The organism is Alloacidobacterium dinghuense (assembly GCF_014274465.1).
Classification (GTDB): domain Bacteria; phylum Acidobacteriota; class Terriglobia; order Terriglobales; family Acidobacteriaceae; genus Alloacidobacterium; species Alloacidobacterium dinghuense.
On the sequence record NZ_CP060394.1, the window covers coordinates 80,395 to 100,093 of the forward strand.

General features: G+C 56.7%; 17 protein-coding genes. 1 reads left to right on the forward strand and 16 read right to left on the reverse strand.

Going from position 1 to position 19,699, the window contains the following annotated elements:
- Positions 1–5: 5 nt before the first annotated feature.
- Positions 6–1,754 carry a DUF2339 domain-containing protein gene (locus H7849_RS00320; protein WP_186743468.1) on the forward strand — a complete coding sequence of 583 codons (1,749 nt, stop codon included), beginning with the start codon at positions 6–8 and terminating at the stop codon, positions 1,752–1,754.
- A gap of 18 nt (positions 1,755–1,772) precedes the next feature.
- Here the strand turns inward: H7849_RS00320 and H7849_RS00325 are convergent, their stop codons facing one another.
- The 16 genes from H7849_RS00325 to H7849_RS00400 all read right to left on the reverse strand — a co-directional run bounded on the left by H7849_RS00325 (position 1,773) and on the right by H7849_RS00400 (position 19,686).
- Positions 1,773–3,074: a metal-dependent hydrolase family protein gene (locus H7849_RS00325; RefSeq protein ID WP_186743469.1), complete on the reverse strand. Its 1,302-nt coding sequence runs from the start codon at positions 3,072–3,074 to the stop codon at positions 1,773–1,775.
- A gap of 949 nt (positions 3,075–4,023) precedes the next feature.
- On the reverse strand, positions 4,024–6,438 hold the full coding sequence (locus H7849_RS00330; protein WP_186743470.1) for a DNA translocase FtsK: 2,415 nt from the start codon (positions 6,436–6,438) through the stop codon (positions 4,024–4,026).
- A gap of 138 nt (positions 6,439–6,576) precedes the next feature.
- Positions 6,577–7,446, reverse strand: coding sequence for an undecaprenyl-diphosphate phosphatase (locus tag H7849_RS00335; RefSeq protein WP_186743471.1), 870 nt, complete (start codon positions 7,444–7,446; stop codon positions 6,577–6,579).
- A 158-nt stretch (positions 7,447–7,604) separates the two neighbouring features.
- Entirely contained in the window at positions 7,605–8,621 is a 1,017-nt protein-coding gene (locus H7849_RS00340) for a tetratricopeptide repeat protein (RefSeq protein ID WP_186743472.1), read from the reverse strand.
- 20 nt (positions 8,622–8,641) lie between these two features.
- A complete protein-coding gene (locus tag H7849_RS00345; protein ID WP_186743473.1) occupies positions 8,642–9,028 on the reverse strand; it encodes a DUF3037 domain-containing protein in 387 nt (128 codons plus the stop codon).
- On the reverse strand, positions 9,006–9,788 hold the full coding sequence (locus H7849_RS00350) for a HipA family kinase (RefSeq protein ID WP_186743474.1): 783 nt from the start codon (positions 9,786–9,788) through the stop codon (positions 9,006–9,008). Before H7849_RS00350 ends, H7849_RS00345 begins: the two co-directional genes overlap by 23 nt.
- Positions 9,789–9,797: 9 nt before the next feature.
- The gene (locus H7849_RS00355; protein ID WP_186743475.1) at positions 9,798–10,763 is read right to left on the reverse strand and encodes a threonine ammonia-lyase; all 966 of its coding nucleotides are present in this window, start codon (positions 10,761–10,763) and stop codon (positions 9,798–9,800) included.
- Positions 10,764–10,784: 21 nt separating this feature from the next.
- On the reverse strand, positions 10,785–11,294 hold the full coding sequence (locus H7849_RS00360; protein ID WP_186743476.1) for a hypothetical protein: 510 nt from the start codon (positions 11,292–11,294) through the stop codon (positions 10,785–10,787).
- A 9-nt stretch (positions 11,295–11,303) separates the two neighbouring features.
- Entirely contained in the window at positions 11,304–12,965 is a 1,662-nt protein-coding gene (locus tag H7849_RS00365) for a ribonuclease J (protein ID WP_186743477.1), read from the reverse strand.
- 66 nt (positions 12,966–13,031) lie between these two features.
- Positions 13,032–13,865: a 2,3,4,5-tetrahydropyridine-2,6-dicarboxylate N-succinyltransferase gene (locus H7849_RS00370; RefSeq protein WP_186743478.1), complete on the reverse strand. Its 834-nt coding sequence runs from the start codon at positions 13,863–13,865 to the stop codon at positions 13,032–13,034.
- Between the two features lie 23 nt (positions 13,866–13,888).
- Positions 13,889–14,371: a hypothetical protein gene (locus tag H7849_RS00375; RefSeq protein ID WP_186743479.1), complete on the reverse strand. Its 483-nt coding sequence runs from the start codon at positions 14,369–14,371 to the stop codon at positions 13,889–13,891.
- 192 nt (positions 14,372–14,563) lie between these two features.
- Positions 14,564–15,487 (reverse strand): 4-hydroxy-tetrahydrodipicolinate synthase, encoded by a 924-nt coding sequence (dapA, locus tag H7849_RS00380; RefSeq protein ID WP_186743480.1) that lies wholly within the window; start codon positions 15,485–15,487, stop codon positions 14,564–14,566.
- Between the two features lie 57 nt (positions 15,488–15,544).
- Complete coding sequence (locus H7849_RS00385) at positions 15,545–16,225, reverse strand: 4-hydroxy-tetrahydrodipicolinate reductase (protein ID WP_186743481.1); 681 nt, start codon at positions 16,223–16,225, stop codon at positions 15,545–15,547.
- Positions 16,226–16,234: 9 nt separating this feature from the next.
- Positions 16,235–17,713 (reverse strand): lysine-sensitive aspartokinase 3, encoded by a 1,479-nt coding sequence (gene lysC / locus H7849_RS00390; RefSeq protein ID WP_186743482.1) that lies wholly within the window; start codon positions 17,711–17,713, stop codon positions 16,235–16,237.
- Complete coding sequence (gene asd, locus H7849_RS00395) at positions 17,710–18,774, reverse strand: aspartate-semialdehyde dehydrogenase (protein ID WP_186743483.1); 1,065 nt, start codon at positions 18,772–18,774, stop codon at positions 17,710–17,712. Before asd ends, lysC begins: the two co-directional genes overlap by 4 nt.
- Positions 18,775–18,927: 153 nt before the next feature.
- Complete coding sequence (locus H7849_RS00400; RefSeq protein ID WP_186743484.1) at positions 18,928–19,686, reverse strand: carboxypeptidase regulatory-like domain-containing protein; 759 nt, start codon at positions 19,684–19,686, stop codon at positions 18,928–18,930.
- Positions 19,687–19,699: the final 13 nt, after the last annotated feature.

The following is a 19,699-nucleotide window of genomic DNA, read 5'->3' on the forward strand; positions in this document are numbered from 1 at the left end:
CGGGAATGAGTAACAACTTTGAAGACTTGCAGAAACAGGTAGCCGAGCTCACTGCAAGAGTCTGGCGTCTGGAGCAGGCGGCGCAGGCAAATGCCGCACCGCAGCCGCGCAACATTCCCGCCCCTCCGCCCGAAGCTGTAGTCGCGACGCCGCGACCTGCCGCCAAAGTCCAGGCAAGATCCCTCGAAACGCGCATCGGTTCCCAACTCTTCAATCGCATCGGAATCATCGCATTGCTCATCGGCATGGCATGGTTCCTCAAGTTCGCCATCGATAACCAGTGGATCGGCCCTGCGGCCCGCGTACTCATCGGCATGATTGCCGGTGTCGGAATCATTGCCTGGTCCGAGCGCTTTCGGAGTCAGGGATACCGCGCCTTTTCCTACTCTCTCAAGGCGCTCGGAACAGGCATTCTGTATCTATCGTTGTGGGCCGCCTATGCGGTCTTCCATCTTGTGCCCGGTACTGTTGCCTTGCTCGCAATGGTGCTGGTCACAGCTTCCAACGCCATTCTGTGCTGGATGCAGAACTCCGAAGTGCTCGCCTTCTACGCGGCCATCGGAGGCTTCATCACCCCGCTCCTGCTTTCAAATGGGCAGAATCATGCGCTGGAACTCTTCAGCTATCTTCTGCTGCTCGACATAGCTGCGATTATCATGATTGCGCTGCGGCCTTGGGCGCGCCTGCTGCTCGCAGCCTTTATAGGAACGAGTTTTTATGCGATTGCGTGGTATATCAGTTATTACTCCGACCGGCAGTTCGCCCTGGCCGCTTTCTTTCTCGTCGCTTTCTTCCTGCTCTTCGCCATTGCGCCGCAGCTCTTGCGCAATCTGCGCCTGGCAACGCAAACGAGACATCTCACCGTTCAGGACAACGTCGTTCTAATCGTTCTGCCCCTGCTGAATGCCGCACTCGCGTTCTTTGAGTTCTATGCGCTACTCAGTGAGCCGGGCAGAACCCACGCCCGACCGTGGATCGCCTTGCCGCTGGCCGCTTTTTATCTGATCATGCTGCGCATTTCGCGCCTGCACCAATTGAGCGGCACGCCCATGGCATTGCCCGCGGTCTATCTGGCCATCAGCGTCATCTTCTTTACTGCTGCTATTCCTTTGGAACTCAACGGGCTCTACATTGCCATCGGATGGCTGCTCGAAGGCGCAGCGCTCATTTGGATGGCGAGGCAACAAAATCACAGAGAATTGCGCTTCCTGGCAGTTTCAGTGCTCGCCCTGGCCTTTGTCGGCGTGAACGTGATTCATCTCGGCGGCGGCCAACCCGTCCTCTTCAACGGGCGATTCGCCACCTACCTCGTTGCCATCGTCGTCTTCGCTTTCTCAGCCTGGATCGCGCTGCATTCCCCTCAGGAATGGAAGCCTATTGCAATCGGAGCTGGGATTGCCGCAAGCGTGCTCGCCATGATCGCTGTCTGCCTGGAAATCCACTCCTTTTGGGTGGTGCAGACCGCCGTTCACCGGGGCGATCTCTACATCTACGAACAGTTCACCTACTCAGCCTGGGCCATGGTCTTCGGAGCAGCCTTGCTCGGCGTAGGTTTCTGGAAAAAGTCAGCCTTTCTTCGCTGGCAGGCGTTGGCCCTCCTCACCCTGAGCATCGCCAAAGTCTTTCTCGTCGACACACGCCAGCTGAGCCAGGGATACCGCATCCTGAGCTTTCTCGGCCTCGGCATACTGTTGCTTGCCGTCAGCTTTGCCTACCAGCGCGATTGGCTCAGCCTGCGTGCCAACAAGCCCTAATTCATTAGAATCCAGGCCTCAGGGACGCTTGTAGATCACGCCGCCCTTCATCACGAAGGAGACGCGCTGGGTTACGCTGATGTCTTCGAGCGGATTGCCAGGCACAGCAATCACATCGGCGTAGTAGCCAGACTTGAGCTCGCCGATCCGTCCGTCCCAGCCCAGCAGCTTCGCGCCATTCAGCAGGTCGGCCTGCAGCACCTGCGCCGCCGGCATGCCGAACTTCACCATCAAGACCAGTTCGCGCGCCTGCGTGCCATGCGGAAACGGCCCCACATCCGATCCGACAGCGAACGGAATACCGGCTGCCATCTGCTTCTTGAACTCCGCCGCGTGATAGTCAAAAATCGCCCGTTCGAGCTTGGCCGCTGCGGGATCTGGTCGGTGATCGGCGAAGTATTCGGAGATGGTGAACGTCGGCACTGCGGGTATCTGCTTCTCGCGCATGATGCGCATCGTCTCTGGACTCAACTGCGCCGCGTGATCGATGGACGCCACGCCGGCCTGAGCCGCATATAAAGTGCCCGGCTCCCCCATGGCATGTACGGCAACCTTCTTGCCGACCCGCGCTGCCTCTTCGACAGCGGCTTTCAACTGGGCTTCGGTGTATTGGTAGGGTGTCGAAAAAACTCCGTTGTCGATCGTTTCCTCACCCGTCTCATACATCTTCACGAAGTCCGATCCCTCTTTGAACTGCTGGCGAATTGCTTCGACAATCTCGGCGGAGTTATTCGCATACGTCGCGTTTGACAGCACATGCTGCGCGGGATTGTAGTTGTTTGCATCCTCATGACCACCAAGAATATCGATAGCATTCCCGCTGATGCGCAGCCGCGGGCCGGGAATCAGCCCTGCATTGATAGCGTCGCGCACAGCAGAGTCGGCTGAACCTGCGCCTTCGGTCCCCATATCGCGCTCTGCCGTGAAGCCGGCCATGAGATCATCCTTCGCTGCCAGCGTCGCCAAAATCGTCCGCTGAGGAACGGATTCTTCGACGGTCTGCAAATCCTCGGCGCCGGGATGCAGAAACAAGTGCACGTGCGCGTCAATCAAGCCGGGCATCAGGGTCGCATCACCGAGATCGATCACCTGAGCATTCACCGGATGGTCTACCGACGATCCTGCGGCGACAATATGCTCGTCCTGGATCAGAACCTCGCCCGGCGAGACAATCTTTCCCGCTGAGATATCCAGCATGCGCGCCGCGTGCAACACCGTCGCGTGATGATCTGCGCCGGCCGACTGTCCCGCCGCAGTCAACGAACCATTCGCAGCCAATAAAGCGGTCGTTGCCAAGACTATCCATCGTGCGTGATTCATAAATGCTGTCCTGAATTGAAAAATAGAGAACAGCAGCGATCTTAGATGGTCGCGCCCTGTACGCAAAAAGATTTGAAAATTCAAGAGGGTAACCAGCAATTTTTCGATCTGGATATCTTTGACAGAGGTCGGAGTAGACCTTTTGTCCTGCGAAAGCAGGACAACGGTAGGAAGAACGGGGCTTCAGAAGCCATTGTTTTGAAGGGGCACGGCTTCAGCCGTGCCGTAAGTATCAGGAAACGAGTGCGGCTTTAGCCGCCGAGGGATGGTCTTCTCTCACAATCAGACTTTTTTCCGCAGCCTGTTCAGCCCCGTCGCCTTTCCCTACTTCTCCTTTATCAAGGGATGATCAGCAAAATAATAATGGTGATTCCTTTGACTGAGGTTGGAGTTGGACCGTTTGTCCTGCGAAGCAGGACGGCGGTGAAAGAGCGGGGGCTTCAGCCCCGCGTTAGGCCCCAACAAGAAGGGGCTTTAGCCCCGGCGCTTTCTACACGCTTTTCCTTTGTCAAGGGGTAACCAGCAACTTTTCAATGATGATCCCTTCGACTGAGGTTGGAGCTGGACCGTTTGTCCTGCGAAGCAGGACGGCGGTGAAAGAGCGGGGCTTCAGCCCCGCGTTAGGCCCCAACAAAGAAGGGGCTTTACCCCCGGCGCTTTCTACACCCTTTTCCTTTGTCAAGAGGGTAACCAGCAACTTTTTTTGTAACTCATTCATTCCAAAGACCAAAAACTGACGCCCGATTGGCGTACTATTTCTCTCGTTCCGGTAGAATAAAAAGTAGGACAGGAAAGCCCGCCGTGAGGCGGGCTTTCAATTGTTGGCTGCAAATTATTGATAGCAGGGAATTTACTTACAAATTGTCTGTTATCAATACTTTACGACTGCGGAAAAATTTACAAATCCAATATTTTCAAGAATTTAGCGAATTTATGGGGAGGGAGCAGGCTAACGCATAGCCTGCTCGACCTCGTTCAGCCAGTCCGGCGGTTTGAGAATCTCACGCGGCTTCGAGCCTTCAGCAGGGCCGACAATCCCGTCGCGCTCCATCATGTCGATCAGATGCGCAGCCCGGCCATAGCCGATCCGCAAGCGCCTCTGCAGCAGGGAAGTCGAGGCCTTGCCGAACTCCATCACCAGCCGCACGGCATCTTCGAAGAGCTCGTCGTTTGAATCTTCGCCGTCAGCCTCCATATCGAGGTCACGGCCCTTCTCGTCCTTGGGCGACTCAAGGAAGCCCTGGACATACTCGGCGTCACCCTGCTTCTTCCAGAAGTCGGTGACCGCCGCAATCTCCTTCTCGGTAACAAACGGGGCATGGACGCGCTGCAACCGCGACGTCCCCGGCGGCAGGAAGAGCATGTCACCACGTCCAAGCAGCGATTCCGCGCCGTTCGAATCGAGAATGGTTCGCGAATCGACCTTGGTCGCCAGCCGGAACGACATGCGCGTCGGTACGTTCGCCTTGATCAGGCCGGTGATCACATCGACCGAAGGTCGCTGCGTTGCCAGAACCAGGTGAATACCGACCGCGCGCGCCATCTGCGCAAGCCGGGTAACCGATTCCTCGACATTCGCCTTGTCGAGCATCATCAGATCGGCCAGCTCGTCGATGATGATGACGATGTAAGACAGTGGCTTCTGCTCCTCTTCCTCATCGAAGAGGCTCGGCGTCCCGGTGTCAAAGAGCTTGTTGTACTGGTCGATATTGCGCACGCTGCGCGAAGCCAGCAGTTTCAACCGCCGCTCCATCTCGCGCACGGCGTTGCGCAGAGCATTGGCCGCCAGCTTGGGCTCGGTGATGATCGGCGTAAACAGATGCGGAATGCCTTCATACATCCCAAGCTCAACCCGCTTGGGATCGACCAGGATCATGCGCACCTGCTCCGGGGTCGCTTTGTAGAGCACCGACATGATCATGGCATTGATCGCAACCGACTTACCGCTCCCGGTCGAGCCGGCGATCAGCACGTGCGGCATCGTCGTCAGGTCAGCGGTCACGATGCGACCGTTGATGTCCTTGCCCATCGCCAGTGTCAGCTTGCTTTTCGACTGGCCGAAGCTTTCCGCTTCGATCACATCGCGCAGCCAGATTGTTTCGCGCTCGTGGTTCGGCACCTGAATACCGACGGTGCTCTTGCCCGCCATGCGCTCGATGAGGATGCTCTCGGCGCGCATCGCGAGGCACAAGTCCTCAGCCAGGCCAGTCACGCGGCTGTATTTCACGCCCGCCTCGGGCCGGAATTCGAAGGTCGTCACCACTGGACCGGGGTTAATCTGAACGATCTGCCCGGTCACATCGAACTCAGCGCACTTCTCAACCAGCACCTGCGCCTCGGCCCGCAACTCATCTTCGCGGACCACCTGCGCATCTTCGCTGCGATGCAGCAGCGTGCTCGGAGGCAGGCGGAAGCCGTTGTGCGACTTGGGAGCCACCGTTACCTTGTGCTCTTCCGCGTCCGCCCGTTCCTTGACGGCGATACTCGGCGCTGGTTCAGGCTCCGGTTCTGGATCGGGAACCGTTGCACGCGGCATCTGCTCCCACACGCTCTTCTGCGCAGGCGCCGGCTCAGGCATCACATCGGTAAACCCGCCTTGCCGATGGGCCGGAGCGGCATCCTCTTCGGGCACCACGTCGGGTTTCTTTCGGAAATTGAGCTTTTCCTGCTTCGCGTCTGCCTTGCGCGCCTTGATGAGCTCTTTCTCGCGCAGGGCATCGGCGCGGGCCATCTTCTTGGCTTCGCGGGCTCGCGCCCGCGCATGTTTCCAGTTCGCCCAGCGATCACGCCACGCCATCACAAAGGCCAACCGGATGGAGAGCCATTCCTTGGCAGTATTGAAGCTGAAAGTTGAGGACAAATAGACCGCAGCGGCGACCATGGCAATCGTGAAGATGCAAGCGCCGGGGTAGTTCAGATAACGCACCAGCGCGTCGACGACGAGGCGACCGGTCAGCCCTTCCATGGGCAGGCCGCCGAGATAGTGCAAGTGACCCGGCAGAAGTCCGAAGATCGCTGGAACAAAGAGCAGGGTCAGGCAAGCTCCGACGGCCTTGGCCCAGGGCGATCCCGCAGGCATCGAGCGCATCCACGTCCAGCCGAGCGCAGCCAGATACAACGGCAGGCAGAAAGCCGCCACTCCTTCCAACTGCAACAGCAGATCGCTGATGTAGGCGCCGATGACGCCAATCCAGTTCTCTGGACGCGCGGCAGAGCCGGAGACCGTATTGAAAGATGGGTCGGCGGGATGATACGAAGCTAGTGCGAGAAGAAGGAGGCCCGCAACTACCAGCACCATGAGCCCGATCAGCTCATTCAGGCGGCGGTTGCGCGTTGGCGTAAGAACCAGTTTCAGGGGTTTCATGAGAGACACACGAAGGCGTCGCCGATATGGACGGCTCTACCGTTCCGAACCCCCAGAGCATCTCCATTATCCCAGAAGCCGGGTATGGCTCTGAGGGAAAAATCGGAAGGGGAACCCAGACAGGGAACAGGCCGTTCCCTACGCCAGTCTAGCCGCAAATACCAGCAACAAGATTCCTACGATGATCCGATACACAGAGAAGGGCACAAATCCATGCTTCCGCACCCACTGCAGGAACCACTCGACGACGCCAAGTGCAACAAAAAAAGAGACAACGAAGCCTATTGCCAGTACGACCCAACCGTGGCCTGTCATCACCAACGGAGCAATTGAGTCAGCGCCCTCGGCATGCTTCGGATGTAGTGTCTTCAACAGATCGTAGCCGGTGGCCGCAATCATCGTGGGGATCGAGACGAGGAAGCTGAACTCAAGCGCCGCAGGCCTCGACATGCCAACGACTTGCCCGGCAGCAATGGTCGACATGGAACGCGATGTTCCAGGAAAAACCGCAGAAAGCACCTGGCAAAGGCCGATCCAGATCGACTGCCCGAGCGACATCTGCTCCACATGCTTGGTTGGCGGGTCACTGCGATCGCTCCAGGCATCCACCACCCACATCACGATGCCACCGATCAGCAGCGACAGAGCCATTACTTTCAAGCTCTCCAAATGCTTCCCGATTGTCTTGGTCAGCAGGAACGCGGGGATGGCGGTGCAGACGAATGCCACCAACGTCAGTGTCAGGGGGTGATTCCAGACATTCCGGTCATGTTCCGCGCCTTCAGGGAAGGTTCGCAGGAATTCGATAATGCGAGCGGCAAAGATCAGCAACAGCGCCAGAATGGCGCCAAGCTGAATCACGATCGTGTACATCTTCCAGTACGGATCGGTGAGATTGATGTGCAGCAATGCCTCGCTGATGCGCAGGTGAGCGGTTGAGCTGACGGGCAAAAATTCTGTTAAACCTTCAACAATACCTAGTAATACAGAAATGAGGTAATCGTTCAAAAAGCCTCCAGCGTTAACGAGAGCAGTTGTGCGAACAAAAAATCACTCTGGGCCTGTGCTCACAAAGTGAGAGTTAGTCAAAAAGAACTCCTCAGACAAGTCTAGGAGATCCTTTCACTGCGCAAATTTACGAAAGTCTCAAAATGGTCAGCGAGCAATCACTCCCGGTCGCTGCCGTAGATAGGAATCTGCTGCTCCATCTTGTATACCAGACCTGCAGCGCGCGCCGCATAGTCGCTGTCGGAATACTTCGTCTGGACGCGCCCAGCGAGGTCCTTGGCTCGTGCTCGCGCTTCCTCTGACTTTTTATCTTCATTGTCCGATTGAAACATGTCGCCAGCCGAAGCCTCCCGCCACGCTGCCTGATAGAGAGCCTGCGCTGCTTTGGGTGAGTTCGGATGATCGTCGGCATATTTTGTATAAATCTCAGCTTCTTTTTCCGGGCACTTCTCGGAGCCTTGCCAGTCGCCGCAAATCTTGTTGTCGATCATCTCGAACGCGGCAAGGTCTGCCCACTTTGTCTGAGGGTAGAGCTTCTGGATCTTTTTCATCTCGGTCTCGTCCATCTGCTCGCGCAGGTAGTTTTCTTTTTCGTGGGCCGAGGGTCGTGAGAAGGCGTCCTCTTTCTGCAGTTGCCAGCGAATGTCGGCAGCCCGCCACATCGCCTCTGCCGCGCGTGGCGACTGTGGGAAAAGGTCTACCACCATGCGATAGAGACGGCGAGCACTCTGCGCCGCATCTGGCGGCGGATGTGACTGGCTTGCCAGAATCTCTGTGCTCACTGCCTCGCCAAACAGGATCTCGTCGCCCTTCGGAGTGTCTGCAGTGACTACGCCCTTGTCGATAATCCAGCCTGAAATCGGCTGGGCATTCGTCTCATTCCCGAAAACCGGAGCGTCGGATGAAGTGACGACTTCTACATCGGTATTGGCGAACACGCGCAGCCACTTTCCGCTGTGTTCCGCAATCACAAGCTCGCGGCCCGGCGTAATCGAACTCACTCTGTTCGCCGATTCATCTGCCTGTACATAAAGATTTGCAATGTGGACAACTGTGCCTTTGGCGCCATGCGGCACGTTCTTTTGAGCGATCGCCAGCGGGACCATCAAAAGAAAGACAGAGAAAGCAAGCAATTGTTTTCGCATCACACTGGTCTGACGGATTCCGCCACTCATCGGTTTAACCCCGCTTCTTTCTAGCATGTCAGCCGATCAAAGAGCCTGTCGAGGGCTTCCTGCGGACTGCCGGTGCAGATGCCGCTGTGTACCGCCGACACCTGAATCATCGTGCTCCGCGGCGATACCAGCCAGTGGAAGCGCTCACGTAGGCTCAGTTGGGCAATTGGTCCTGCTGAAGGATCGCCGGCGGAGACCCTGGGAAATGCTTCGAGATGCTGGCGTACTAGATCAACATCCACTTCCGGCCAGAGTGCCTTCAGGCGTTCGACGTTGACATGCACCCTGGCAGCGAGAAAGTTCTTTTCCAGGCAGAAGACGAGCACTCCCGCATTGACAAATTCCTCGCGCTCAACGCGGGGTACAACGCGAATCACTGCGTAATCAAACGAACTCTGCGCGGACACGCATTGCCTCCTTCACAAAAATCGACGACGCGGCCAGACGCTCATTCAAGTACTGCGCATAGGCAGCCCGCTTCGCTGTTGGTGTCGGGATATCGCTTTCCGCTTGAAGCCACGCATCAGGAACGGCTTCGAGGATTGCAGTAAAAACGTCGATATTGAGCGATCGGTGCGCAGCGACATCCGCCGCGTTTAGCTCCGACGCCCAGGTGAGCAGGACATGGCTGAGAATCGCTGTAAACGGTGACTGCGTCATCTGGTTGATGCTTGCCCAGTTGTGGTGAAAATACAGTGCTGCCCCGTGATCGATAAAGTACAGTTGCCGGTGCCATTTGAGCAGATTTGGGTTGCGCGGTGTGCGGTCGACGTTGGTAACAAACGCATCAAACCAGACCGCCATTGAGGCCAGCTGTGGGTCGGCAATATCGCCTGCGGCGGGATCAAACATCGTCGATCCAGGTAGATAGTCGAGCGCAAGGTTCAGCCCCGTGCTGCGCTTCAGCAGGTCGCGAATCTCGGCATCCGGCTCATTGCGCCCGAGCAAAGGATCTACCTCTACGAAGACCAGTTCCGGTACCTTTAAGCCCAGTGCCCGGCCGATTTCCCCGGCAACCAACTCAGCAAGCAATGCGAGCTGTCCCTGCCCGGCTCCTCTAAATTTCACAACATATAAGCCCAGATCATCGGCTTCGATAATTGCCGGCAACGAACCGCCCTCCCGTAAGGGAGTTACATACCTGGTTGCTCGGACGGTGCGAAGCATTGACTTCAATTAAACCGTGCAAACCACTCGGCGCAGTACTTCAGGCTCTACATTTCCGCCGCTCATCACAACAACGGCATTGCGGAAGGGAAGCAGTTGCTCGAGATGAAAAAGTACCGCCGCGGCTGTCACCGCACCGCTTGGTTCCGGTGTTAAGCGCGCTTGATAGAGCAGTGTTCGCATCGCTTCAACGATCTCGTTTTCCGCGACTGTAATGATGTCATCAACATAAGCGCGCACATGCTCAAAGTTCAGCTCGCCGAGGCTCTGCGTCCGCAGCCCGTCAGCCATCGTCCGAGTAGTCATCTCCGCCGGCCAACTTACCAGCTTGCCGCCGCGGAAACTTTCCTGCGCATCAGCAGCCAGTTCCGGTTCGATGCCGAAGACACGAACGTCCGGCTTGATGAGCTTGACCGCAGTAGCTACGCCGCTCAGCAATCCTCCGCCGCTGACCGGTGAAAGAACCAGATCAATCTCCGGGAGATCTTCAACAATCTCAAGTCCGCATGTTGCTTGCCCCGCGATGATGGCTCTATCGTCATACGGAGGAACCATCACGTAGCCGAACTTCGCTTCCAGCTCCTCGGCCTTCAATTTGCGCTCCGAACTCGCCGGACCAACGGTCACGATCTCTGCGCCGAGAGCCGCTGTTGCCTGCTTCTTTACTTCCGGAGCATTCGACGGCATCACGATCACAGCCTTTGCGCCCAGTGCTCGTGCGGCATATGCCACGCCTTGCGCATGGTTGCCGCTCGAGTAGGTGATGACGCCGCGCTTGCGCTCTTCCTCGCTCAATTGTGCGATTTTGTTATACGCGCCACGTAGTTTGAAGCTGCCGATCGGCTGTAAGCCTTCGGCTTTCACATAAATGTTTCCTGTCGAACCCGGAATCTGTAACCGAACTAGTGGCGTATGCAGTGCTATGCCGCGAATACGTTCCTGTGCGTCGCGAATTTCCTTATAAGAAACGAGCAAATTGAAACTCCAAGTAACGGCTTAAGGAAGATACTTTTGCGGAATGGGCGTATCGGAGGTTTCTGCCTGCCATGCGATTTCTACAGCCTTCCACTCTGTACCGTTGAACGCGGCCTGGATGCTGTTGATGCCACGCACTTCTACTTTGCCGTCTGGTGTGGGGCGTATCTCATACGTGCTCCACAGATGAGCCAAATTGTCGTACACCTCGGTTGAGTACTTGATCTGATGCTCGTAAAAGGGCTCGCTGCCACGCGCCTTCACTCTGTTGATCCAGTCGTCAACCGTTAAGATTCGCGCCGCAATGCTTCCATCCTTGGCCTTTGCGATCGGAATCAGGCGGCCGTCGGAGACGAAGAGCTGCCGCATGCACGTCCTATCCTTGTCACCGGGACCGCTTACGGCATCATCGATCGCTTTGATTAATTCATCGATCGTTTTTGTTGAGGGACAGGTTGTTGCTGTTTGCGCGTGCGAAAACGGCGCGTAGAGCAACGTGCAGGCAGCAACCAGTAGTAATTTTGTACGCATCGTCGCTCCTCAAATCTCAAGAATTACCGGCATGATCAACGGTCGCCGGCTGGTATTTTTCTGGATATAGCGCTTCAGATCGATGCGGATCTTTTCCTTGATTACTCCGTAATCGGCCTTTTCCTCATCGCTCGAATTTTCGAGCGTCTGGCTGACGACATTGCGCGCCGCTTCCATCAACTCCTGATCGGCTCCCACAAAACCACGGCTTACAATCTCCGGCAGGCGCTCTACTTTGCCGCTGAGTTTGTTGATAGTGAGAATCGGCAGCACAAATCCGTCTTCGCTCAGATGGCGTCGGTCGCGGATGACGAGGTCTTCGACCACATCGGCAGTTGATCCAGAGTCGATGCAGACGCGCCCCGCAGTAATTTTCCCAGTTTTGCGCGCATCATCCTGATCGAGTTCGAGAACGTCGCCGTTCTCAATCACCAGTGCAAGATCGACAACGCCCATGTTCTGCGCCATCTCGGCGTGCTTCTTCAGATGTCTGTAATCTCCATGCACCGGGATAAAAAACTTTGGCCGCAGGAGATTGATCATCAACCGCTGCTCTTCCTGGCTGGCGTGCCCGCTCACGTGAATCAGGCCTGAAGCGCCATCGTCGAAGATGACATGTGCATCGCGCCGATACAGGTGATCGATGACTCGGAAGATGCTTTTCTCGTTACCGGGAATCACACGCGAACTAAGCACTACCGTATCGCCGGGGAGAATGCGTGCATGTTTGTGGTTATCAACAGCGGCGCGGCTTAACGCGCTCATTGGCTCCCCCTGCGTGCCGCTGATCAGGATCATCACTTCCTCGGGGTCGTAATCGGCAATTTGGCCCGGATGGATGATGATGCCCGGAGGCACCTCGAGGTATCCAAGATCCTGAGCAATCTCGGATGATTCGACCATCGACCTTCCGACAATTGCGACCTTGCGTCCGTGCGTGTGTGCCAGGTCGATGGCGATGCGAATGCGGTAGATTGACGACGAAAAGCAACTAAAGAAAAGTTTTTTCTTTGTGCGCGAAAACAGCTCGTCAAGGCGCGGCTTCACCGACCACTCGCTCGGCGTGTACCCGGGACGGTCCACATTCGTCGAATCCTGCAGCAAGGCGAGAACACCGCGTTGGCCGTATTCCGCAAATTTATGGAGGTCGAAGGCCTTGCTGTCTGGTGGGGAAAGATCGATCTTGAAGTCGCCTGTGTGAACGATGACGCCAACCGGCGTATCAATCGCGAGCGCGACACAGTCCACCAGGCTGTGGGTTACGCGGATCGGCTCGATGGTGAAAGGTCCAAGCGAGAACTTCGACCCGGGCGCGATCTCGATCAGTTCTGTGTCATCGAGCAGCTTGTGTTCTTCGAGCTTGCCTTCGACATAGGCAAGCGTAAACTCCGTACCATATACGGGGACGTTCAACTCGGAGAGGATCCAGGGCAGCCCCCCAATGTGATCTTCGTGTCCGTGTGTGAGCACGATGCCGCGCACATGCTCGCGGTTCTCTACGAGGTATGTGATATCAGGAACGACGATATCAACGCCCAACAACTCGGACTCGGGGAACATGAGACCGGCATCGATGACAATGATGTCGTCTTTGTAGCGGATGGCGAGACAGTTCATGCCGAACTCGCCTAATCCGCCCAGCGGAATAATTTGCAGTTTTGCGTCGGCCATATTTCTTAGGTGGAATATCTGATGCTAGCAGGTACGGAGCCTGCGCAAAAGCCGTGGCAATTTCGACTACCGCAGCAAGTCTTCCAAAGCCAGACTTAGCTCGGTTTTCTCATCCCTGTACTTCACGATGATCGGCGTGTATACGCTTAGGTTCCACTCCTGTCCTTTCCCCTTTGAAACAGCCCGGGCACCCGGCACCACTACAGCACCTTCCGGAATGATCAGCGGCATTTCGCCATCTGCCCGTAGTACGCTGCCGTGCACCACGTCATAAACAGGCGTGCCACGCGTCAAGACCGTCCCGGCGGCCAATACCGCGCGTTTACGGACAATTGTTCCCTCATATACACCGCAGTTGCCGCCAACCAACACATCGTCTTCCAGAATCACGGGACTGGCGTTGATTGGCTCGAGGACACCGCCCACCTGCGCCGCCGCGCTCAGGTGGACACGCCTGCCGATTTGAGCGCAGCTACCGACGAGCGCGTGCGAATCGACCATCGTGCCCTCATCGATATATGCCCCCACATTCACATACATTGGAGGCATGCACACGACGGATTTCGCCAGATACGCCCCTGCACGAACAGACGAGCCGCCTGGCACGATCCGTATGCCTTGCTCAGGCACAAACTTCCGCGGGGGGTAGGTGTGCTTATCGACAAAAGATAGGTCAGTGCCGGAAGCCGCTAGCTGCCCCAGCCGAAATCCCAGCAAGATGCCCTGCTTGACCCATGCATTCACGCGCCAACCTGTCGGAGAAGCGGAATCTGGCTCGGCCGAGCGAATCGTGCCATTTTCAAGGGCCTCCCGAAGCTCTGTGAAAGCAGCCATGGACATGGCGGAATCTGTTGTGGAGTCAGAGAACGAGCGCTCGATACGGCTTTTCAGGTCAGTCATTGTTCATGTCTGAGTATAGTGTGTTATTTACCCTGAGCTTCCTCGTTGCCGTACGCTAAAAGGCGTGCGCAGTCCGGCGGGCAATCCATCCGCAGGTAATGGCGCTTTGATTCCCGGTAGCAGGCGAGCCCTGTCTGTGTAGAGGAGAGGTGTGTCAACAAAATCAAGTCAGGATATTCTGAGCTGGCATGAGGAAGCACTCCCACACCCCACGCGCCGCCTGCGCTGGTTCCCAGTTCCTCTTGCCAAGGGACCAACGACTGAGCGCTGGTTTTGCCACCGGCATGCGTGGCACGGACAATCCATACGGGGCAATTGTCGTCGGTGCCGCACATCGTATTTGAGTGATACCGGATCAACAACAGTTCTTCCGCCGGTGTGGCTCCAGGCACCACTTTGAACTCGAGGTGTCGGTCGAAATAGTTGCGGTAAGCGGCGTGGCCATAGTCTGTGCTCGCTATGTCGAGCTCAGCCATTTCCGCGATGTCATCGCCCAGAGCGTGCAAAACCTTCCTTTGATCTTCCTTCGGAAGATCTGAAAAAGGTGCGGCATCCTTCAGAGATTGGATCTTTATCGGACAAACAGGAGCGCTGCTTTGTGGCCGTGCTGAAGATCCTGCAAAAGAGAAAAACAGAGCAAAAAGAGCAGGCAGAACCATGCGATCAAGACGGCTCCGCAACTCCAGAATCCTCGCCACCTAGAACATCCTGTAGTGGCCTTCTTCACGCGGAGCGTGCACGAGCAGCCCTAATTCTCCCACCAGGCGTTCCAGTCGAGAACGCGTTGCCTGCGAAACAGGAACCATGGGCAGTCGGTAATGCTCTTCAATATGCCCCATCATGGCCATCACAGCCTTCACTGGAGAGGGACTGGCCTCCCAGAAATTTGCTTGAATCAACCGGAAATATTTACGGTTGATTTGCCGTGCTTTCGGCCAGTCGCCTGTCAACGCGGCTTGGACCATCTGCGCCATTTCGGCGGGAATCTCATTCGAAGCCACAGAAACAAGTCCAACGGCTCCGACGCCCAACGCGCCTAGCGCCATGTTGTCATCGCCTGCATACACGCAGAAACCACGCGGAGCCTGCGTCACGAGTTCGGTGATCTGCGGCAGATTGCCGCTCGACTCCTTCACACCCGCAATGTTCGGCGCATCCTCAATCAGTCGCAGCACAGTCGCCGGTTCGAGGTTTGTGCCAGTCCGCCCGGGAATGTTGTAGAGCACCACAGGTAACTTTACGCTGCTCGCAATGTCCTTGAAGTGCTGATACTGTCCTTCCTGTCCAGGCTTGTTGTAATAGGGATTGGCCGTAAGAATGGCGGTTACACCCGGCACCTGCGATGCGATACGAGCCCGCTGCACTGCCTCGCGCGTTGCATTGTGTGTGCAGCCCACCCATACGGGCACGCGGTCTGATGCGGCTTCAGTCACAATGCGGATCACTCGCAACCATTCCTCGTCGTTCAGCGAGGGCGTTTCGGCCGTCGTTCCGCAAGCGACCAGCCAGTCAATGCCGCTTTCAATCTGCCACTGCACCAGCGCATAGAGCGCCTGCTCATCAATCGCACCGTCCGCCCGAAATGGGGTGACAAGCGCTGTACCACAGCCAATCAAATCCATAACTGATCGAGTTTACAAGATGAAGCCCAGGCAGTGTCGTGAGTTGAAAGCGAATCGCTACAGCTGACTTGCGATTTCACTGAAGTTCCAGGCGCCGATTTTGCCAGCGATCCATTCAGCAGCACGAACAGCGCCCTCAGCAAAGGCTCGTCGCGAGAAGGCCTCGTGTTTCAATTCGATCAACTCATTCTCGGAACGCGCTTCGAGAATATGGATACCGGCAACATCCCCCACCCGTTGCGAATCGATCTCGACATTGAGCGCAGGATTCGCTGTTTGCACCGCCTGACGAATCGAGAGCGCGGTTCCCGACGGCGCGTCTTTCTTGCCAGCGTGGTGAGTCTCGAGAATTCTGAATCGATATGAAGGAACGGCCACTGCCAGTTCACGCGCCAGCCGGTAGAAGGCCTGCACGCCGATGGAGAAATTTGCACCATAAAGAAATCCTGCGTCCTTGCGCGCCGCCAGCGAGCGCATATCGTCCAGGTGATCGTACCAGCCGGTCGTTCCAACCACCATGCGCGCGCCATTCGCCAGGCACGCCCGCATATTGGAAACTGCAGCTTCCGGCGTCGTAAAGTCGATCACCGCGTCGAAGCCGGTAAGAAAGGGCGGTGTCAACGCCATGGCGTTGCGATTTTCTTCTTCGCCAAGAACCTGCACTCCGTGGCCGTGCTCACGCGCGACATCGGCGATGACGCGGCCCGTCTTTCCCCGACCCAGCACAAGAAAAAGCATGGACTTACCTCACGCCCGTCCTGCAGTCGTTTCGGCCGTCGCGCTCTTGCGGGCCTCAACGTCGAAAATCTCAGGGTCAGGATTCTCGAAGAACTCAGCATGGAGCGAGCGTACTGCCTCGTCTGCATCGTCTTCGTCGATCATGAAGCTCATGTTAATTTCTGACGCTCCCTGCGAGATCATCCGAATGTTGATGTGGTGAATCGCCCCGAAGACGCGCCCTGCAATTCCGTTTTGCCCGCGGATATTCTCACCCACCATACAGACCAGCGCCTTGCGGCCTTCGTATTTCACATCGGCCAGTCTGCTCAAATCGGCAGCAATCTCCGGAATTTTCTCGTTGGTATCGACCGTAAGCGAAACGCTCACCTCAGAAGTAGAAACCATATCGACCGGGCACTTGTGCTTATCGAAGACATCGAAGATCGCCTTTAAATACCCATGCGACATCAACATGCGGCTCGCAACCACGTCGATAATAGTCAGCCGCTTCTTGACTGCGATCGATTTGAAGGGACTATTGCAATGTGGCGCAAGCGAAATGATGCGTGTCCCCTCATTTTCCGGATTGCGCGAGTTCAGTACCAGCACCGGAATATTTTTCTGGACCGCTGGGAGGATCGTAGCCGGATGAAGCACCTTTGCGCCGAAGTAAGCCAACTCCGCCGCTTCTTCAAAGCTGATCGTCTTTACCCGCAGAGCATCCGGGCAGGCACGCGGGTCAGCGGTCATAATGCCATTCACATCGGTCCAGATTTCGATGGCCTCGGCATGCAACCCACCGCCAACAAGTGCGGCTGTAAAGTCTGATCCGCCGCGCCCGAGCGTCGTCGTTACGCCTTTTTCTGTCGAGCCGATGAAGCCGCCCATCACCACGGTCTTGCTCTCCGCAGCCAGCGGAAGCACGTGCTCCTTCAGGCGTTCTTCAATTAAGGCGTCCTGCGGAATCGCCTTGCCGTGCTGCGCGTCGGTGATGATACAGACACGCGAATCGACATGAACCCCATCCAGCCCGCGCGCAGCAAAAGCTTCGGCAATCATGCGACTTGAAAGCCGCTCGCCATAGGAGACAATCATGTCGCTGATGCGCGGCGTTAACTCACCGACAGCCGCCAGGCCCCGCAAAATCTCATCGACCGCGTCGAATTCAATGTCAATCCACGTTTGCGTTGCAGCGTACGCGGCGCCAGTAAGGTTGGTGCATTGCGAAGCATCTTCGCCGCGTGCTTGTGCCGTGAGGCGGCAGGCAACTTCCTTGTGACGGCTGCGAAGACGCGCCGTGATTGCCAGCGCACCGCTGCGATCACCCCGTGAAGCTGCGCTGGCAGCGGCCAACAACTGATCGGTGACCTTGGCCATTGCGCTGACCACGACGATAGGCTGTAAGCCCTTCTTACGCTTGCCAGCAACGATTCCAGCCGTCCGGTGGATGGCCACTGAATCTTCGACGGAGGTGCCGCCGAACTTCATCACAACGAGTTTCTTCATGCCGTGACCGCCACCGGATCTAGCTTCCCAAGCGACACGAGCAACTCTGCATTCAGCAGTGCGGCTCCGGCCGCTCCGCGAATCGTATTGTGCGAGAGCACCGTGAACTTCCAGTCCAGCAGTGGACAAGGTCGTAACCTTCCAACCGTCGAAGCCATGCCGTTGCCGCGCATCCGGTCGAGGCGCGGCTGCGGACGATCATCCGCTGAGACGAATTCAATCGGCTGTGCCGGAGCAGTAGGCAAGTTCTGCCCAGCAAGAGGCTTGAAGTCGCCCCATGCAGCCAGAATCTCTTCCCTCGTCGCAGGCTTGCGCAGCTTGACGCTAACGCTTTCCGTGTGACCATCTTCGACAGGAACGCGATTGCAATGCGCTGAGATTTTTGCAGCCAGGGATTCGATCCGGCTCCCCTTAAGCGAACCCAGCAGCTTTAGCGTTTCTTCCTGCATCTTCTCTTCTTCGCTCTTGATGTAGGGAACGACGTTGCCGAGAATATCAAGCGAAGCTACGCCCGGATAGCCCGCGCCGCTCACCGCCTGCATGGTGCTGACGAAGATCGATTCGATGCCGAAGCGCTCCTCAAGCGGCTTCAGCGCCAGTACGAGGCCGATCGCAGAGCAGTTTGGATTCGTAACGATGTATCCACCCGACTGTTTGCGCCAGCTCTGATTTTCGAGCAGTGGCAGATGATCGGCGTTTACCTCGGGAATCACGAGCGGCACATCTTCCTGCATGCGGAAGGCGCTGGAGTTGGAGATAACAGCGCAGCCGGCGGCAGCAAACTTCGGTTCCAGATCTCGGGCAATATCCGAATCGAGTGCGGCAAAAACAACTTTGGGAGCACCTTCAGGTGTCGCGGGTGACACCGGCATCTTCGCAATGTGCGCAGGCAGCGTGGTGTCGAGCTTCCATTTCACGGCATCGCCATAGCTCTTGCCGCTCGACTTGTCGCTGGCCGCAAGCCACGCTATTTCGAACCACGGATGATGCTCAAGGAGCTGAATGAAACGCTGGCCGACCATCCCGGTCGCGCCAAGAATGCCGATTTTCTGCCGCCGCATGTGCCTCTTTCCGCCAGCGAGGATGTACACCAAATGTCCAAAAAACGCTTGCGCAATGGACTGTTCGCTGTACTGAACAGTGTAACTGTTTGCGGCACGCAGTTGAACCCCGTTCCTAACTGCGGAACCATCGCAGCCAAGCAAAAGTGCAAGTTACTTCGCTGCAAAGCTGAAGTCCAGCGACGCGGTTTGCTTCGAAGTGACCGTCACAGTCGTTGGCTGCTCACCCAGAACTTCATGATCCGCCACAACGGTATAAGTCCCGGGCGGCAATCCCTTGATTTCGAAGTGGCCATCCGCATCGCTGACCGAGAAGAACGGGTTTGCCACCACGTTGATGAAGGCCTGCATCCAGGGATGGTTATTACAGCGCACCGGAATCATCAACTCCGGCTGGCTGAAGACACGCGATTCGGCGCCGCCGTTCGGTGGCTGTGAGATATCAACCGTTTGATTACCGCCAACAGTTGGCAGCATATGGATGTTATGCATCGTCGGATCGCTGTTCGTGAAGCTGATCGATTGCCCGACCATCGCACCCACAACGTGGGGCGTATAGCGGCATCCCTTTTGATCGATCACCACGGGCGTCGAAGGTGCGGGGTAAATCCTGGTTCCCAGCCCATCCTTTACGTAGACAAAGACATTCTGCAGGTTGCCATTCTTGCCCACATATTGCTCTGTGAAGTTGGTCGGGCCAAGGTTGCAGGCTGGGTCCTGCGCCATGTCGATCTGCACCGGAGCAGGCATTTTCCCGGAGAGATGAATCGTTCCGCTGATCGTTCCCGCGGTGTTCCAGTCGATCTGCGTGTAGGTACCCGTCTTTTCTGACTGGTCCGCAGGCTTCTTGCAGCCTGCTGTGGCAAGCAGCAGAAGGCATACGCCCGCCGCTGCACCTTTCGCATATTTCATTTCATTGAACTCC

Coding starts and splice junctions, on each gene's coding strand:
- H7849_RS00320 (WP_186743468.1), top strand. CDS start 6: ATGAGTAACAACTTTGAAGACTTGCAGAAACAGGTAGCCGAGCTCACT.
- H7849_RS00325 (WP_186743469.1), bottom strand. CDS start 3,074: ATGAATCACGCACGATGGATAGTCTTGGCAACGACCGCTTTATTGGCT.
- H7849_RS00330 (WP_186743470.1), bottom strand. CDS start 6,438: ATGAAACCCCTGAAACTGGTTCTTACGCCAACGCGCAACCGCCGCCTG.
- H7849_RS00340 (WP_186743472.1), bottom strand. CDS start 8,621: ATGAGTGGCGGAATCCGTCAGACCAGTGTGATGCGAAAACAATTGCTT.
- H7849_RS00350 (WP_186743474.1), bottom strand. CDS start 9,788: ATGCTTCGCACCGTCCGAGCAACCAGGTATGTAACTCCCTTACGGGAG.
- H7849_RS00360 (WP_186743476.1), bottom strand. CDS start 11,294: ATGCGTACAAAATTACTACTGGTTGCTGCCTGCACGTTGCTCTACGCG.
- H7849_RS00365 (WP_186743477.1), bottom strand. CDS start 12,965: ATGGCCGACGCAAAACTGCAAATTATTCCGCTGGGCGGATTAGGCGAG.
- H7849_RS00370 (WP_186743478.1), bottom strand. CDS start 13,865: ATGACTGACCTGAAAAGCCGTATCGAGCGCTCGTTCTCTGACTCCACA.
- dapA (WP_186743480.1), bottom strand. CDS start 15,487: ATGGATTTGATTGGCTGTGGTACAGCGCTTGTCACCCCATTTCGGGCG.
- H7849_RS00385 (WP_186743481.1), bottom strand. CDS start 16,225: ATGCTTTTTCTTGTGCTGGGTCGGGGAAAGACGGGCCGCGTCATCGCC.
- lysC (WP_186743482.1), bottom strand. CDS start 17,713: ATGAAGAAACTCGTTGTGATGAAGTTCGGCGGCACCTCCGTCGAAGAT.
- asd (WP_186743483.1), bottom strand. CDS start 18,774: ATGCGGCGGCAGAAAATCGGCATTCTTGGCGCGACCGGGATGGTCGGC.
- H7849_RS00400 (WP_186743484.1), bottom strand. CDS start 19,686: ATGAAATATGCGAAAGGTGCAGCGGCGGGCGTATGCCTTCTGCTGCTT.